The organism is Micromonospora sp. Llam0 (assembly GCF_003751085.1).
Lineage (GTDB): Bacteria > Actinomycetota > Actinomycetes > Mycobacteriales > Micromonosporaceae > Micromonospora_E.
In genome coordinates, this window is the sequence record NZ_RJJY01000002.1 from 953928 (window position 1) to 969405 (window position 15478).

Below are 15478 nucleotides of genomic sequence, written 5' to 3' on the forward strand. Positions count from 1 at the left end.
CGCTGTACGCGGGGCCGGCCGATCGTAACGGTGGGCGGCGACAACTGAGTCGCCCGACAGGAACCGACGGGGTGGAATCACCACCGAACCGTTACCCGGGGCAGGAGCCACGCCACGACGGCCGGAGCCGGAGCCGGCGCGCAGTCGCCGGACGGACTCAGGGTGCCACCATCTGGGGTCGGGGCACTCGCGCAGCTTGATGCCGGACACGAATCAAGATGCACCTGTGGCATCAGGTGGCGGAAGCACCTTCAGTCAGTGGCGACGTTGCCACTCAGCTGAGAGAAAGGTACACACGGGAGCTAAAGGGACAACGGTTGCTACACCACCAGCCGCGACAGGTCAAGTCAAGTCCCGCTTGCTGTGAGCTAAATCACTTACAATGTATTGCGCGCCAGGGCTGAATTAGTTCAGCATTGACTCTATGCAGACCATGCAGTGGAGTGACGCGGCACGCGCACCGCGTGAGGTTGCATCTGCGGTCGAGTCTTCAGGCGAAGTTCGGCTGGAGCGCCGAGGGGACGGCGTTCCCTTCGTGATCATGCGGGAAGATCGCGCCCAGCAGGCACATCAGGGGATGGAGACGAGCACGCGGTTACTCCGCAATCTCTTCCAGCTTGGCGGCGAGGAGCTAGTCACGGAGGCCCTGGTAGACGCCTTCCCATGGACCAACTTCCTTCCCGAGAAAGATCGCATTACCTTCGTCAAGGAGTTCATGTGGACCCTTGAAGCATGCAGCGATCTTGATGTATGGGCTCCATTCGGGAGGATGATTCACGAATGGCAGCAGACTGCGGCGATTCACGCTGACCCGGCGCTCGCCCAAGAGCTGTCCCGCGCGGTAGACTCCGACCTCGGTCCTGTACCTGCTCCGATGGTGTCGGAGGAAGTTGGTGCCGAAGAGGAATGACCGTGTTGCTCCACCAGCTCCCCCAGGAGGTTGGGAGTTGCGGTTTGGCACCAAGGAGGCCGCCAACGGCTGGGAGGACTTGGTCAGAGCCGCGCCGGGAAACTTGTGGCAGGCGTGGGAGGCTCTGACTTACGGCCCAACAGATCCGGACAAGCCACACCGACAGCATCGGCTGAAGGGTGAGCTAGGAAGCCGCATGGTCCAGGGCGACGGTCTGGAGCAATGGCAGTACGAGGTAACGAGCGGCGGGAGAATCTGGTACTGCCCTGATCCGGAACGTAGATTTGTGTGGATCATGTACGCTTCGACCGCGCATCCCCGTGCCACGGAATGATCTTCGCAACCAGGGATCTCGAAACCTCCCCCCGTCGCAGGCAGGGTCTCTGCCATTCGTTTCCCGCCCACCGTACAAATTCGTCACCGTCACCGTCACCGCCCTCGCCCAGAGCCTACCGACGGTAGCCCGCAGCACCACCGGCAGACAGCCGTGTGATGCGTCAAGCCACCGGCAAGCTCAGCGGACTGCTGTCGTCACCAGCGTTGCTGTCAACGTGTCCCGCCGTGCGTCACACGGCGGGACCTGCGCGGCGGTGCTGGAGCCCCCGGCCGGGCTCGAACCGGCGACATCTCGCTTACAAGGCGAGTGCTCTGGCCAACTGAGCTACAGGGGCAGCGTTCGTTCAGCGTCAGCATAGCCACTGACGTGGCGATACCGCCGCATCGGCCGGTCTGTCCGATCGATCTCTCCCGTTCTGCGTACGGTGTCCGTCGCTGCGGCGGCCGCCGTGGACCGCCGGCCAAGGGTGACGAACAGTGGCATACCCCACGTCGATGTCCGTTTTGGTCAGTTATCGGAGGTAGTTGCGGGCCGTCCCGGTCTTGGCAGCCAGGCAAATCCCGTTTACCGTGGCGTGACACGTGCGACACGCCGCCCTGGCGGCTGCGGGCACGCGTGGGCCGGCGCTCAGAGCGCCAGCCGCTCCTTCACTCGGATCGTCCGGCACGTTCCTGCCGGTGAAAGGAAGCACTGACCATGGCTACGGTCACCTACGACCAGGCGTCCCGCATCTACGCGGGCACCGAGCGACCCGCTGTCAACAACCTCGACCTCGAGATCGGCGACGGCGAGTTCCTCGTACTGGTCGGCCCCTCCGGTTGCGGCAAGTCCACCAGCCTGCGGATGCTCGCCGGCCTGGAGGACGTCGACGAGGGCCGCATCCTCATCGACGACCGCGACGTCACCCACCTGCCGCCCAAGGCCCGCGACATCGCGATGGTCTTCCAGAACTACGCGCTCTACCCGCACATGACGGTGTACGAGAACATGGCCTTCGCGCTGAAGCTGCGCCGGACCTCGAAGTCGGAGATCGACCGCCGGGTCAAGGAAGCCGCCGCTCTGCTGCAGCTGGAGGAGTACCTCAACCGCAAGCCGAAGGCGCTCTCCGGTGGTCAGCGCCAGCGGGTCGCGATGGGCCGGGCGATCGTCCGGGAGCCACAGGTCTTCCTGATGGACGAGCCGCTGTCGAACCTCGACGCGAAGCTGCGGGTGCAGACCCGTACCCAGATCGCCTCGCTGCAGGCCAAGCTGGGGGTCACCACCGTCTACGTCACCCACGACCAGGTCGAGGCGATGACGATGGGCCACCGGGTGGCGGTGCTGCTCGACGGCGTACTGCAGCAGGTCGACACCCCGCGGAACCTGTACGACGTACCGGCGAACGTCTTTGTCGCCGGCTTCATGGGCTCCCCCGCCATGAACATCAAGACCGTCCCGCTGACCGATCAGGGCGGGGTCTTCGCCGAGATGATCGTCGAGCTGACCCGCGAGCAGGTCGAGGCGGCCAAGGCCGACGGCGGCGGCGATCGGGTCACCGTCGGGTTCCGTCCCGAGGACTGCGACCTGGTCGGTGCCTCCGAGGGCGGCATGCCGATGTCGGTCGAGCTGGTCGAGGACCTCGGCTCGGACGCCAACGTCTACGGCTACGCGACACTCGACGGCAGTTCGGAGCGGTTCGTGGTGCGGACCGACCGCCGGCACATGCCGCGGATGAACGACACCGTGTTCGTCCGACCCCGGCCGGGCCAGCACCACGCCTTCCACGCCGCCAACGGCCAGCGGCTCTGACCGACCGCCACTCCGGCTGACTGACCGAACGGTCGGCCTTCCCGGTTGGGGAGGCCGGCCGTTCGGCGTTTCCGAGTGGTACGCCGCGCCCCCGGTCCGTGGCGGCAGAGCGGTGCAAGGGGTGGGCCGGCGGGCGTCTCGCCGACCCACCCCGCTTGTGACACCGGCCGGGCGGGACAGACGGCAGCTTGCCAGTCGGTCAGACCGGCAGCTTGCCGGCGCCGGCGGTGAGTCGGGTGTAGATCGGGACGACCGCGGCGGGCAGCACCGGCCCGTGCCGCAGCGTCGGGGTCCAGCCCGCGTCGTCGCCCAGGTCCGGGTCGTTCGCCGCGTTGTACGCGTCGAGCAGGCTGGCCGGGCGCGGTGGCCGGTGGCCCTGCCCGACCCAGCTGCCCTGCTCGGTCAGCACGGTGCCGCCCCAGTCGTAGAGCAGGTCTGCGGTGTCGATCCCGGAGCCCAGCCGGAACGAGTTGTTCTCCAGGTACGGCGCGCCCTGAACGCCTACTCCGACGGCGTACTGGAAGCCGTCGCCGGACAGTTCGTAGTGGTTGTTGTAGACGTCGACCTGTCCGAACCGAATTCGGGGCAGCCGTTGCAGGCTGCCGTCGAAGACGTTGTGGCGCAGGGTGACGTTGAGCCGGCCGAGATCCGGGCCGACGGTGTTCGATGAGCCGATCAGCATGACCTTGTCCCGGCCGTCGAACCGGTTGTACGAGACGGTCACCAGGCTGGCGGTGTGGGTGATGTCGAGCGCCCCGTCGTGCACCTGTAGCGGCCGGCCGAAGTAGACCGGTTGCGCGCTGTCCGGGTTGTCGCCGTCGGTGAAGGTGTTGTGGTCGACCCAGACGTTCTCCGACCGGCGTACCGACATCAGGTCGAACTGGGAGTTCCAGTTGCCGGCGTCGCCGTCATCCGGCGACCAGGCGGGAAAGCAGTCGTACGCGTCGTCGAAGACGATGTTGCGGACGATGACGTTACGGACGCTGTCCACCATCAGGGTCAGGTTCTCCAGCCGGGCGCCGCGCAGCCCGACGATGGTGGTGTTGGCGCCGACGTTGATCTGGGTGTACCGGGTCTGATTGGTGACCGACCGGCGACGGGCGTCCTCCAGCGGGCCGCTCGGGTCGTTCTCGTATCCCCATACGGCCGGGTCGTAGGTGACCAGGAACTCGTCGAAGTCGTATTCGGGGTCGGCGAGGTCGGCACAGGTCAACAGGTTGCCGTCCGGACCTTCGAAGCCGTTGACCGTACCCTCGACGTAAATGATCTTCGGGGTGTCGTTGTCCCGATTGGTGGCGTTGTCGCCGCCGAGGGCGTCGATCAACTCGACCCGGCTGTCGACCACGTGGACGTTGTCGTGGCTGGCATCCGACCCTCCGGTGGTGCCCTCGCCGGCGGCCGCCCAGCCGTCGTTCGGCGGCAGCGCCTGGCGACCCAGCGACCGGGCCGGCCAGGACAGCCGGTCGGAGTCGGTGTCCCGGCCGGCGGCGGCCGGTGCCGGCAGTACCGCCACGAGCGCGATTCCAGCAACAGCTGCAGTCAATCTCCTCAGTCGCATTACCACACTCCGCACACATTGTTCGGATTCGATCACGTAACACACACGCAATCTTCCTGAACCCAAACGATAAATTTCATCACGAAATGTGTCAATGCAGATTGTTTGCAGATTGTTTGCAGCGCATTTGGACGAGGCCTATTCACCCGGCATCAATTTGCCGAGCGGACGACTGATCTGTCCGACTTCGCGACACCGGCGGCGGTCACCGGTTTGCAGTACGTTTTCCGCCGACCCGGTCAGCGGCCCACCACCCCCTGCGCCAGCCGGGCCCGGAACGGCCGGACCGCCCACGGCACCTCCTGCTCGGAGAAGAGCGCCAGCTCGGCCGCACCGCGCCGGACGACCGCGTTCACCCCCTCGATCGTCAGCACCCGGTCCGCGCCCGCCACCCCGGTCGCGACCGTCCGGTCCGGGCCGAGCAGACCCGGCTCCGGAGCGGCCTGCACCACCTCCAGCAACGCGGTGAACGCCTCGGTCCGGGCCAGCGGGGCGATCAGCGGTACGCCGGCCGGGTCCCGCCGGTGCGCCAGCAGGTTCTCCAGCAGACCGGTCCGCCCCGGCACCGGCCGCATCGCCGGCTCGCCGGGCAGCCGCAGCCGGTCCGTCGGATACTCCAGCACCGCGGCGCCGGCCGTGCCGTGCACCAGCACCTCACCGGGGATGAACTCCTCCCCGGCCAGGGTAACCGCGACCACGATCGACAGCCCCGAGTCCAGGGTGATCCGCATCGACGCGGTGTCGTCCACCTCGATCGGACGAACCCGGTATCGCTCCAGCTCGACCAGGACCGGCGGGCTGGGATCCACCGCCGCCGCCACCGCCAGGCACTGCATGGTGGCGTGCGCCAGCGGGTTGGCCAGCGCGCCGTCCAGCGACGGGCGGCCGTCGACGGTACGCCGCCCGGCCCACGGCGACCGCCGGTAGTAGGCGTCGTCGCGCTGCCAGGAGGCGACCGTCGAGATCCCGGTGACCGTACCGAGCCGACCGCTGGTGGCCGCCGCGGTCAACTCGGCCAACGCCGCCGACCCGAGCGCCTGGAAACCGACCTGGCAGACCCGGCCGTGCTCGGCCAGCGCCGCGGTCAACCGCCGGTGTTCGTCCAGCGACAGCACCGGCGGCTTCTCCAGCAGCAGGTCCGCGCCGGCGGCCAGCGCGTCCAGCGCGATCGGCAGATGGGTGTACGGCGGCGTGCAGATCACCACCACGTCCGGCCGGGTGTCCGCCAGCATCAGCCGGTGGTCGGTGCCGACCTGCGCGCCGTCCGGGATCGGAGCGTCGGGTGCCGGCTCGACCGGCCGTACGTCGACCAGGCCGACCAGGCGGAGTTCGCCGACGGCGTGCAGCGGGGCGATCTGCCGCCGGTGCCACAGGCCGTGCCCGTTGGCACCGATCAGGGCCAACCGGGGCGGCGTGCTCGTCACGTCGGGAACCTCCACCTGTCGACGACCGCGGTCAGCCGGCCGCGCCGGTCAGCGCGCCGACCACCCCGTGCCGGTCCAGCGCGGTCAGCCAGGTCGTGATCATCTCGCGGACCTCCGGGTCGGCCGCCAGCTCGGGCGGGAACACCTCGGTGAGCCCGAGCAGCGCGGCCACCACTCCGGCCGGGGTGCCGCCGGACCCGGCCAGCGCCACCCGGATCTGGGCGGCGAGCGGGTCGTCAAACGGCAACTCGGCCCCGTCGTCGGCCCGCCCCTGCGCGAACCGCATCCAGGCGGCGACCACCAGCGCCGACCAGTACGGCCGGTCGCCGACCGCGCGCCGGTCGGCGATGGTGTGCAGCACCCGCTGCGGCAGCTTCTGCGAGCCGTCCATCGCCACCTGGATGGTGCGGTGTCGGATCGCCGGGTTGGCGAACCGCTCCAGCACCGACTCGCCGTACCCGACGACCGACACCCCGTCCGGCGGGGTGAAGCTGGTCGCGACGTCCTCGGCGATCATGCGGCGCAGTACGGCGGGCAGGCCGGGGACGCCGACCAGCGCCTCGGCGATGGTGTCGTGCCCGGCCAGCGCCCCGAGGTAGGCGATCGCCGAGTGCACCCCGTTGAGCCCGCGCAGCTTGAGCCGCTCCCACGGGCCGGCGTCACCGGTCAGCACCGCCCCGGCGGTCTGCCAGGCCGGCCGGCCACCGGGGAAGTCGTCCTCGATCACCCACTGCGTGTACGGCTCCCCCGCGATCGCCGCCAGGTCGGTGACGCCGAGCGCGGACCGGGCGGTGGCCAGGGTCTGCGCGGTGGCGGCTGGCACGATCCGGTCGACCATGGTGCCGGGGAAGGTGACGTTGGCGTGCACCCAGTCGGCGGTCCCGTCGGGCACCTTCGCGTACGCCAGGGCCTCGGTGACCAGGCCGCGTAGCCGGCGCCCGTTGGACGGCAGGTTGTCGCAGCTGACCAGGGCGAGCGGGCCGGCGTCGGCGGCGGCCCGGGCGGCCAGCCCGCGTAGCAGCAGGCCCGGCACGGTCGTCGGCGCCCGGTCGGTGCTCAGGTCGGCGGCGACCGCTTCGTCCGGGCGCAGCCGCCCGGTGACCGGGTCCAACTGGTACGCCTTCTCGGTCACGGTCAGCGTGACCACCCGGATCGCCGGGTCGGCCAGCAGGGCCACGACCGCCGCCGGGTCGCTGGCGGCGTGCCGGACCCCGGCGAGCGCGCCGACGACCCGGGTCCGCGCCGCGGCGGCGGACAGCGTGGTGACGCTGAACAGGCAGTCCTGGTCGGTGAGTCGGCGCACCACGTCGACGTTGCGCGGCGCGACGCCGATGATGCCCCAGTCACCGCCGGCCCGCGCGATCGCCTGCTCGGTGTAGACCGCCTGATGGGCCCGGTGGAACGCGCCGAGTCCCAGGTGGACGATGCCGGCGCCGACGTCGCCGGGGCGGACCAGTGGCCGGCTGTCCGCCGGCACCCGGTCGAGGGTGCCCAGGCCGAGCAGCGGGATGTCGCCGCGAGGCTCCACCGACGCGGCCGGGTCGCCGTTCACCGCCACACCGGCCCGTCCGGGAAGGAGAACTCGGCGATCGACGCCGGTTTCATGGTGGCGCTGTAGCCGGGCTGGTCGGGCACCAGGTAGCGGCCGCCCCGGGTGCGGACCGGGTCGACGAAGTGCTCGTGCAGGTGGTCGACGTACTCGACCATCCGCCCGTCCAGCGAGGTGCCGACCCGCAGGTAGTCGAAGATCGCCAGGTGCTGCACGTACTCGCAGAGGCCGACGCCGCCGGCGTGCGGGCAGATCGGCACGCCGAACTTGGCGGCCATCAGGAGCACCGACAGCACCTCGTTGACCCCGGCGATGCGGCACGCGTCGATCTGGCAGACCCGGATCGCCTCGGCCTGCATCAGCTGCTTGAAGATCACCCGGTTGGCGGCCACCTCGCCGGTGGCGACCCGGCAGCGCCCGTCGGACAGTTCGGTGACGGCGGCGGCGATCCGGGCGTGGCCGAGCACGTCGTCGGCGTGCGTCGGCTCCTCGATCCAGTACGGGTCGACCTCGACCAGCCGGGCCATGTTCGCGATCGCCTCGTCGACGTCCCACACCTGGTTGGCGTCCATCATCAGCAGCGCGTCCGGGCCGATCTCGGCGCGGATGATCCTCGCCCGCCGCACGTCGTCGTCGATCGGGCCGCCGACCTTCATTTTCATCGCCCGCCAGCCGTCGGCGTACGCCGCCCGGGTCAACGCCCGGACCTTGTCGTCGGGGTAGCCGAGCCAGCCGACCGAGGTGGTGTACGACGGGAACCCGTCGCGTTGCAGCTCGGCGAGCCGGTCGGCCTGGCCGGTCAGCCCTTTGTCGAGGATCGCGGCGGCCTCGTCGGGGGTGATCGCGTCGCTGATGTGGTGGAAGTCGATGTTGGCGACGAGTTCGTCGGTCGGCAGCTCGGCCAGCAGCCGCCACAGCGGCTTGCCTTCCAGTTTGGCCCGCAGGTCCCAGACGGCGTTGACCAGCGCGCCGCACGCCATGTGGATGACGCCCTTCTCCGGGCCGAGCCAGCGCAGTTGCACGTCGGCGGTGAGCGAACGCCAGAAGGCGACCGGTTCGGCGACGATCTCGGCGACGGTCCGCCCGGTGACGTGGTGGGCCAACGCGCGTACCGCCGCGCAGGTGATCTCGTTGCCCCGGCCGTTGGTGAAGGTGAAGCCGGCACCGAAGACCCCGTCCGGCGAGTCGGTGCGCAGCTCGACGTACGTCGCCGAGTAGTCGCCCCGGTTGATCGCGTCCGAGCCGTCGCCGGCCGCAGCGGTCGGGAACCGTACGTCGTGCACGTCGACGCCGGTGATGGTGACGCTCATGGCAGCTTCTCCCCGATCTTGAAGACCCGCTTGGGCAGCCGGTACGCCAGGTCGACGATGGTCTCGGCGGCCTCGTCGAGGCCGAGCCGGTGCTCGGCGACGAGCCGGGCGAGGAAGCCGGCGTCGATCCGGCGGGCCACGTCGTGGCGCGCCGGGATGGAGCAGAACGCCCGGGTGTCGTCGACGAAGCCGGCGGTGTTGTAGAAGCCGGCGGTCTCGGTGACCGCTTCCCGGAACCGGCGCAGCACCTCCGGGGAGTCCAGGAACCACCAGGGCGCGCCGAGGTAGAGGGCGGCGTACCCGCCGGCGAGCGGGGCCAGCTCCCGAGTGAAGGTGTACTCATCGAGGGTGTAGACGACGATCCGCAGCCGGGGGTCGTTGCCGTACGCGTCAAGCAGCGCGGTCAGCGCGTGCAGGTACTCGGTGGCCTGCGGGATGTCGCCGCCGACGTCGCGGCCGTGGGTGGCGTACAGCCACTTGTTGTGGTTGCGCACCGAGCCGGGGTGCAGCTGCATCACCATCCCGTCCTCGATGGACATTCGGGCGAACTCGACCAGCATGTGGGCCCGGAACGCCTCGGCGTCGGCGGCGGTCGCCGCGCCGCGCAGCCCCCGGTCGTACAGCTCGGCGGCCTCCCGCCGGTCCAGCCGCAGGGTCAACGCGGTCGGGTGACCGTGGTCGGAGCTGGTCGCGCCGGCGGCGATGAACGCCTGCCGGCGGGCCCGCAGCGCGTCGAGGTAACCGGCGTACGTGCCGGTGTCGGCACCGGTGACCGCGCCGAGCGCGGCGACGTTGTCGGACCAGCCGTCGAACTCGAAGTCCACGACGTTGTCCGGCCGGAACGTGGTGATCACCCGCCCGCCGGGCCCGCCCCAGCCGTCGGCGGTGAGCTTGGCGTGCCGGGCCAGGTCGTCCAGCGGCGACTCGGTGGTGGCCAGCACCTCGATGTTGAACCGTTCGAACAGGGCCCGGGGCCGGTACGCCGGTTCGGCCAGCTTCGCCGCGATCGCGTCGTAGACGCCGTCGGCGGTGTCCGGGCCGAGGACGGCGTCCACCTCGAACACCTCGGCGAAGGTCTTCTCCAGCCACAGCCGCGACGGGGTGCCCCGGAACAGGTGCCAGTTGGCGGCCAGCTTGCGCCAGATGGCCCGCCCGTCGGTCTCGGTGGCGTAGTCGCCGTCACCGGCCGGCGGCCGGGCCCGGACCCCGGGTCGGGTCGGTACGCCGAGCTCGCCGGGTGGGATGCCCTGGCTGAGCAGCATCCGGGTCACGTAGTGGTCCGGCACGACGAGCAGCCGCGCCGGGTCCGGGAACGGCTCGTCGTCGGCCAGCAGCGCCGGGTCGACGTGGCCGTGCGGCGAGATGACCGGCAGGTCCCGGGCGTGCGCGTACAGCTCGCGGGCGATGGCGCGCTGGGTGGGTTCGGCCGGGAACAGCTGGTCCGGCCGGTCGGGTTGAGAGGACATGGAAGCAGGCTCCTCGCGGGTACGGGGGTCGGGTGGTTGCCGGTCAGTCGACGGTGAGCAGGTCGGCGACCCGGACCGGCTGGCCGGTCTCGAAGGACCGGTTGGCGGCCAGCCCGGTGAGCAGCGCGAGCGCACCGTCTCGGGCGGTGGCGGCCCGGCCCATCGGGTCGGTCTCGCCGCCGAACAGCGCCGCGGTCATCTTGGCGTCCGCGCCGCCGTGCCCGGACCGGGTGTAGCCGGCGACGGGCACCTGCCGGGGCTGCTCCCAGAACGGCCGTACGGTCAGCTTGGCCCAGCCCTCCTCGACCGCGGCCTGGACGCCGTGCAGCGCGGCGCCCTTGAGTTCGCCGGCGGCGTACGGACTGACGAAGTCGCTCTCCACCACCTCCAGCTCGAGCCGACCCCTGCTGCCATTGAACATCACCCGGTAGCCCTCCCAGGGGGCGTACGCGGTGAGGTGGTACGTCATCGTGGCCCCGGTGGAGTAGCTGGCCAGCACCGACATGTCGTCCTCGATGGTCACGCCGGGGGCGAAGACGTTCTGGTCGCGGTGGTAGCCGTCCTCGGCCTCGGCCTCCAGGTAGAGCGCGCGCAGCCGGGGGTGGGCGGCCAGCTGCAGGGCGAACGGATCACCGGCGGCGACTTCGCCGTGTGCCCGGTCGTAGTCGCGGGCGTAGCCGTGGCGGCGGCCGGGCTCGCCGTAGAAGAACAGCCGGCCGGCCGCGTAGACCTGCACCGGGACCGCGTTCAGCCACCAGTTGACCAGGTCGAAGTGGTGGCTGGCCTTGTGCACCATCAGCCCGCCGGAGTTGGCCTTGTCGCGGTGCCAGCGGCGGAAGTAGTCGGCGCCGTGGCGCACGTCGAGCAGCCACTCGAAGTGCACCGAGCCGATCTCGCCGATCTGACCGTCGGCGAGCACCTGGCGGACCCGTTCGTGCAGCGGGTTGTACCGGTAGTTGAAGGCGACCCGTACGGTGCGCCCGGTCTGCGCCACCGCGTCGAGGATCCGCTGACAGCGCGGCACGTCGACGGTCATCGGCTTCTCGGTGATCACATCGCAGCCGGCGTGCAGGGCGGCGACGATGTACTCATCGTGCACCCGGTCGACGGTGGTGACCAGGACGACGTCCACCCGTTCCTTGCTCAGCATGGTGACGAAGTCGCTGGCCGGGTAGGTGGGCACGGCGTCGCGGCCGAGCTCCTCGAGCCAGGCGTTGTGCGCGTCCATCCGGGCCTGGTTGCTGTCGGCGAAGGCGACGAGTTCGGCGCTGTCCCGGTAGTCGAGGACCAGGGACCGGACGAACATCTCGGCGCGGGCGCCGGTGCCGACGAGCGCGTAGCGCAGCCGCCGATCGGGTTCTGGGGACATCCTGCTCCGCCTCCGGGTTGGCTGCAAAGGTTTGCAGGAGAAGTTGCCACGAGACGGACACCTTCGTCAATGCCCGGAAAGCAACTCGCCGGATTTGCGGGCATGGGCGAGGTTTCGAGCACCGGGAAGGACCCCGGACGCAACAGATCCGCAATCGAAGACCGTTGACACCTGAGCAACCGTTTGCATTAATTGGCGAACCAACGTGACCCCAGCCACACTGGTCGCCGCCCACGCCGGACGGCGACCACATCGATGAAGGACGACGCGTGCCAGCCACCATTCGAGACGTCGCACGGGCCAGCGGAGTGCACATCTCCACCGTGTCCCGTACGTTCTCGGCACCGCACCTGGTCAACCCGGAGACCCGCAGCCGGGTGCTGGCCTGCGCGGAGCATCTCGGCTACCGCCCCAACCGGGCGGCCCGCGCGCTGATCACCGGCCGGACCCACAACATCGGCCTGATCGTCGCCGACATCGCCAACCCGTTCTTCCCGCCGCTGATCAAGGCGGCGGAGAGCCAGGCCCGGCACCGCGACTACCACATCTTCGTCACCGACACAAACGAGGACCCGGCGGTCGAGGAGGAGCTGGTCCACGCCCTCGCCAAGCAGGTCGACGGGGTGCTGCTGTGCAGCCCCCGGATGAGCAACAGCCTGATCGAGCAGCTCAGCCGGGACGTACCGCTGGTGGTGATCAACCGGCAGGTGACCGGCCTGCCGAACGTGGTGATCGACGTCGGTCAGGGTGCCCGGCTCGCCGTCGAGCACCTGATCGGCCTCGGCCACCGGCAGATCGCGCTGCTCGGCGGGCCGCGCGGGTCGTGGACCAACCGGGAGATCCGGCGCACCGCCACCTCGGCGGCCCGCTCGGCGGACGTCGCGTTGACCGTTATCGGCCCCAACCCGCCCACCGAGGGCGGCGGCATCGCCGCGGCGGAACAGGTCCGCCGGGCGGAGGTTACCGCCGTGCTCGCCTACAACGACCTGATGGCGATCGGCCTGATCGAAGGGCTCGACGCACACGGGGTCGCGGTCCCCCGGGACATCAGCGTGGTCGGCATCGACGACATCGCGCTGAGCCGGCTCACCCGACCCAAACTGACGACGGTGGCCACCCCGAACGCGGCCGCCGGTCGGGCGGCCGTCGACATGCTGCTCCAGCATGGCGACGACCGTCGCACCACCGCCCAGGTAACGCTCCAGACCGAGTTGGTCATCCGCGACTCGACGGGCCCGGGGCCGCACCGCCATGCGGACCCGGGCGACGCGGCTACCGCCGCGCCGGCCGATGTCGCCTCCTAACCCCAAGGAGTGAGCGCAATGCACCCCGCAACATCACCGACGGCGAACACGCCTGCCACGCGTGCTCACCGTACCCCCTTCGGCCGGCGCCGCCTGCTGCGCGGCATCGCCGCCACCGCCGTCGTGCCGCTGGTCCTCGGCACCGCCGCCTGCGGCGACGACGCGGCGTCGAGCGACCCGGACGCGCCGGTCACCATCGAGTTCTTCTGGTGGGGCGGCGAGTCCCGCGCCGCACTCACCGAGCAGGCCCTCGACCTGTACGAGGACAAGAACCCGAACGTCACCATCAACCCGACCTGGCAGGCGTTCACCGGCTACTACGACAAGCTGGCCACCATCTCGGCCGGCGGCAACGCGCCGGACATCTTCCAGATCGACGACAACGGCCTGGCCGAGTACGCCGGCCGCAACGTCACCCTGGACCTGACCCCGTTCGTCTCCTCCGGCGACATCGACCTGAGCAACCACCCGGAGAGCCTGACCCAGTACGGGCAGATCGACGGCAAGCAGGTCGCGGTCGCCGCCGGCGAGAACACCCCGGCGATGGTCTACGACAAGACGAAGATCACCGAGCTCGGCCTGCCGGTGCCGGAGACCGGCTGGACGTACGACGAGTTCGTCACCTGGAGCGCGCAGGTGACCGAGGCTGCCGGCGACGGCTACTGGGGCGCGATGGACCCCAGCGCCGACTACAAGGCGCTGTGGCTGTGGCTGCGTTCGCAGGGCAAGGAGTTCTACGACGGGCCGCAGCTCGCCTTCACCGAGGCCGACCTCACCGAGTGGTTCCAGTTCTGGCTGGACGCCCGGGAAGCCGGCGCCACCCCGCCGGCCGACGTGGTGCACGAGGCGGTCGGCGGCGGCGTCTCCGACCAGCTGGTGGTGACCGGCAAGGGGGCCACCTCGTTCATGTGGTCCAACCAGCTCTCCGAGCTGGGCAAGTCGACCGAGAGCGAACTCGGCATGGTGGCCTACCCCGGTGACCCGAAGGGCCAGTGGGCACGGGCGTCGCTGTACTGGGCCGGGTCGCGCTCCACCGAGCACCCGGAGGTCGTCGCCGACGTCATCGACTTCCTGGCCAACGACCCGGAGGCGGCGCAGATCCTCGGCGTCGACCGGGGCCTGCCGTCCAACCTCGACAACCGGGAGACGGTCCAGGCGGGTCTCGACGACCCGTACATGACCGCCACGGTCGAGTTCGAGAACGCGCTGATCCCGCAGATGGGCCCGGCACCGGCACCCCCGCCGCAGGGCCACGGGCCGCTGCGGTCCACGCTGACCACGGTCGCCGAGAGCGTCACCTACGGCCAGGCCAGCCCGGCCGACGCCGCCGCCGAGTTCTTCCGACAGGCCGAAGCCACCCTCGAATAGTCCGGGCCGGACGTCGGGCGGTCGTGGTGCCCACGGTGGATCTCTCCGTGGGCGCCACGACCCAAGACACCCAGAAAGGACCCCGATCGTGGCCATGACCACGAAACCCGCTCCGGCCACGACCAGCACCACCACCCCGGCTCGCAGCGGCGCCCGGCGTGGCAGCGCCCCGGGTGCCAGCCGGCGGCACGGCGAAGGGCTGGCCGGGTACGTCTTCCTCTCCCCGTGGCTGCTGGGGCTGATGGCGATCACCGCCTTCCCCATGCTGTTCTCGCTCTACCTCAGCTTCACCAACTACGACATCCTGTCCTCCTGGGACTTCGTCGAGTGGGTCGGCTTCGAGAACTACTGGGACCTGTTCGTCAACGACCAGACGTTCCGCCACTCGGCGCAGGTCACGCTGATCTTCGCGTTCGTCGCCGTACCGCTGAAGTTGGCCGCCGCCCTCAGCGTCGCGCTGCTGCTCAACCGCGAGTCGCGCGGGGTCGGGCTGTTCCGCAGCCTGTTCTACCTGCCGTCGCTGCTCGGCGGCAGCGTCGCGCTGGCGCTGATCTGGCGGGCGATGTTCAGCGGCGACGGCGCGTTCAACGATTTCCTCGGGCTGTTCGGCATCCCCGGCCAACCGTGGGTCAACGACCCGGACTGGGCGTTGGAGACCCTGATGGTGCTGGCCATCTGGCAGTTCGGCGCACCGATGGTGATCTTCCTGGCCGGGCTCAAGCAGGTGCCGACCGAGCTGTACGAGGCGGCCTCGGTCGACGGCGCCGGCAAGATCCGGCAGTTCTTCAACGTGACCCTGCCGATGCTCTCCCCGGTGATCTTCTTCAACCTGGTGCTGGAGACGATCAACGGGTTCCAGGGCTTCACCGCCGCGTTCGTGATCAGCAACGGCACCGGCGGGCCGGTCGACTCGACCATGCTCTACACGCTGTACCTGTACACCAAGGGCTTCACCGAGTTCCAGATGGGATACGCGTCCGCGCTGGCCTGGGTCTTCCTGATCGCGATCGGCCTGATCACCGTGCTGTTCTTCAGCACCGGCCGGTTCTGGGTGCACTACTCGGACGGAGACAACGACTGATGGCTACCGAAGCT

General features: G+C 70.0%; 11 protein-coding genes and 1 tRNA gene. 5 read left to right on the forward strand and 7 right to left on the reverse strand.

Going from position 1 to position 15478, the window contains the following annotated elements; translation table 11 throughout:
• Positions 1-424 precede the first annotated feature (424 nt).
• The gene (locus EDC02_RS31665) at positions 425-910 is read left to right on the forward strand and encodes a hypothetical protein (protein ID WP_148083720.1); all 486 of its coding nucleotides are present in this window, start codon (positions 425-427) and stop codon (positions 908-910) included.
• A 594-nt stretch (positions 911-1504) separates the two neighbouring features.
• Here EDC02_RS31665 and EDC02_RS31675 read toward each other — a convergent pair.
• A tRNA-Thr gene (locus tag EDC02_RS31675) sits at positions 1505-1581 on the reverse strand.
• 362 nt (positions 1582-1943) lie between these two features.
• Here EDC02_RS31675 and EDC02_RS31680 point away from each other — a divergent pair.
• Positions 1944-3035, forward strand: a complete 1092-nt coding sequence (locus EDC02_RS31680) for an ABC transporter ATP-binding protein (protein WP_123605914.1) — start codon at positions 1944-1946, stop codon at positions 3033-3035.
• Positions 3036-3234: 199 nt separating this feature from the next.
• Here the strand turns inward: EDC02_RS31680 and EDC02_RS31685 are convergent, their stop codons facing one another.
• The 6 genes from EDC02_RS31685 to EDC02_RS31710 all read right to left on the reverse strand — a co-directional run bounded on the left by EDC02_RS31685 (position 3235) and on the right by EDC02_RS31710 (position 11711).
• A complete protein-coding gene (locus EDC02_RS31685; protein WP_123607289.1) occupies positions 3235-4587 on the reverse strand; it encodes a polysaccharide lyase family 1 protein in 1353 nt (450 codons plus the stop codon).
• 245 nt (positions 4588-4832) lie between these two features.
• Positions 4833-6017 (reverse strand): Gfo/Idh/MocA family protein, encoded by a 1185-nt coding sequence (locus EDC02_RS31690; RefSeq protein WP_123607290.1) that lies wholly within the window; start codon positions 6015-6017, stop codon positions 4833-4835.
• Positions 6018-6048: 31 nt separating this feature from the next.
• Positions 6049-7569 (reverse strand): mannitol dehydrogenase family protein, encoded by a 1521-nt coding sequence (locus EDC02_RS31695; RefSeq protein ID WP_233606551.1) that lies wholly within the window; start codon positions 7567-7569, stop codon positions 6049-6051.
• Positions 7566-8876 carry an enolase C-terminal domain-like protein gene (locus EDC02_RS31700; RefSeq protein ID WP_123605915.1) on the reverse strand — a complete coding sequence of 437 codons (1311 nt, stop codon included), beginning with the start codon at positions 8874-8876 and terminating at the stop codon, positions 7566-7568. Before EDC02_RS31700 ends, EDC02_RS31695 begins: the two co-directional genes overlap by 4 nt.
• Complete coding sequence (gene uxaC, locus EDC02_RS31705; RefSeq protein ID WP_123605916.1) at positions 8873-10342, reverse strand: glucuronate isomerase; 1470 nt, start codon at positions 10340-10342, stop codon at positions 8873-8875. Before uxaC ends, EDC02_RS31700 begins: the two co-directional genes overlap by 4 nt.
• A gap of 43 nt (positions 10343-10385) precedes the next feature.
• Positions 10386-11711: a Gfo/Idh/MocA family protein gene (locus EDC02_RS31710; RefSeq protein WP_123605917.1), complete on the reverse strand. Its 1326-nt coding sequence runs from the start codon at positions 11709-11711 to the stop codon at positions 10386-10388.
• A 269-nt stretch (positions 11712-11980) separates the two neighbouring features.
• On the opposite strand from EDC02_RS31710, the gene EDC02_RS31715 reads away from it, so the two are divergent.
• The 3 genes from EDC02_RS31715 (at position 11981) to EDC02_RS31725 (ending at position 15464) form a co-directional block, all read left to right on the forward strand.
• Positions 11981-13015 carry a LacI family DNA-binding transcriptional regulator gene (locus EDC02_RS31715; protein WP_123605918.1) on the forward strand — a complete coding sequence of 345 codons (1035 nt, stop codon included), beginning with the start codon at positions 11981-11983 and terminating at the stop codon, positions 13013-13015.
• A gap of 18 nt (positions 13016-13033) precedes the next feature.
• Positions 13034-14383, forward strand: coding sequence for an ABC transporter substrate-binding protein (locus tag EDC02_RS31720; RefSeq protein WP_123605919.1), 1350 nt, complete (start codon positions 13034-13036; stop codon positions 14381-14383).
• 88 nt (positions 14384-14471) lie between these two features.
• Positions 14472-15464, forward strand: a complete 993-nt coding sequence (locus EDC02_RS31725; RefSeq protein ID WP_370461589.1) for a carbohydrate ABC transporter permease — start codon at positions 14472-14474, stop codon at positions 15462-15464.
• Positions 15465-15478 lie beyond the last annotated feature (14 nt).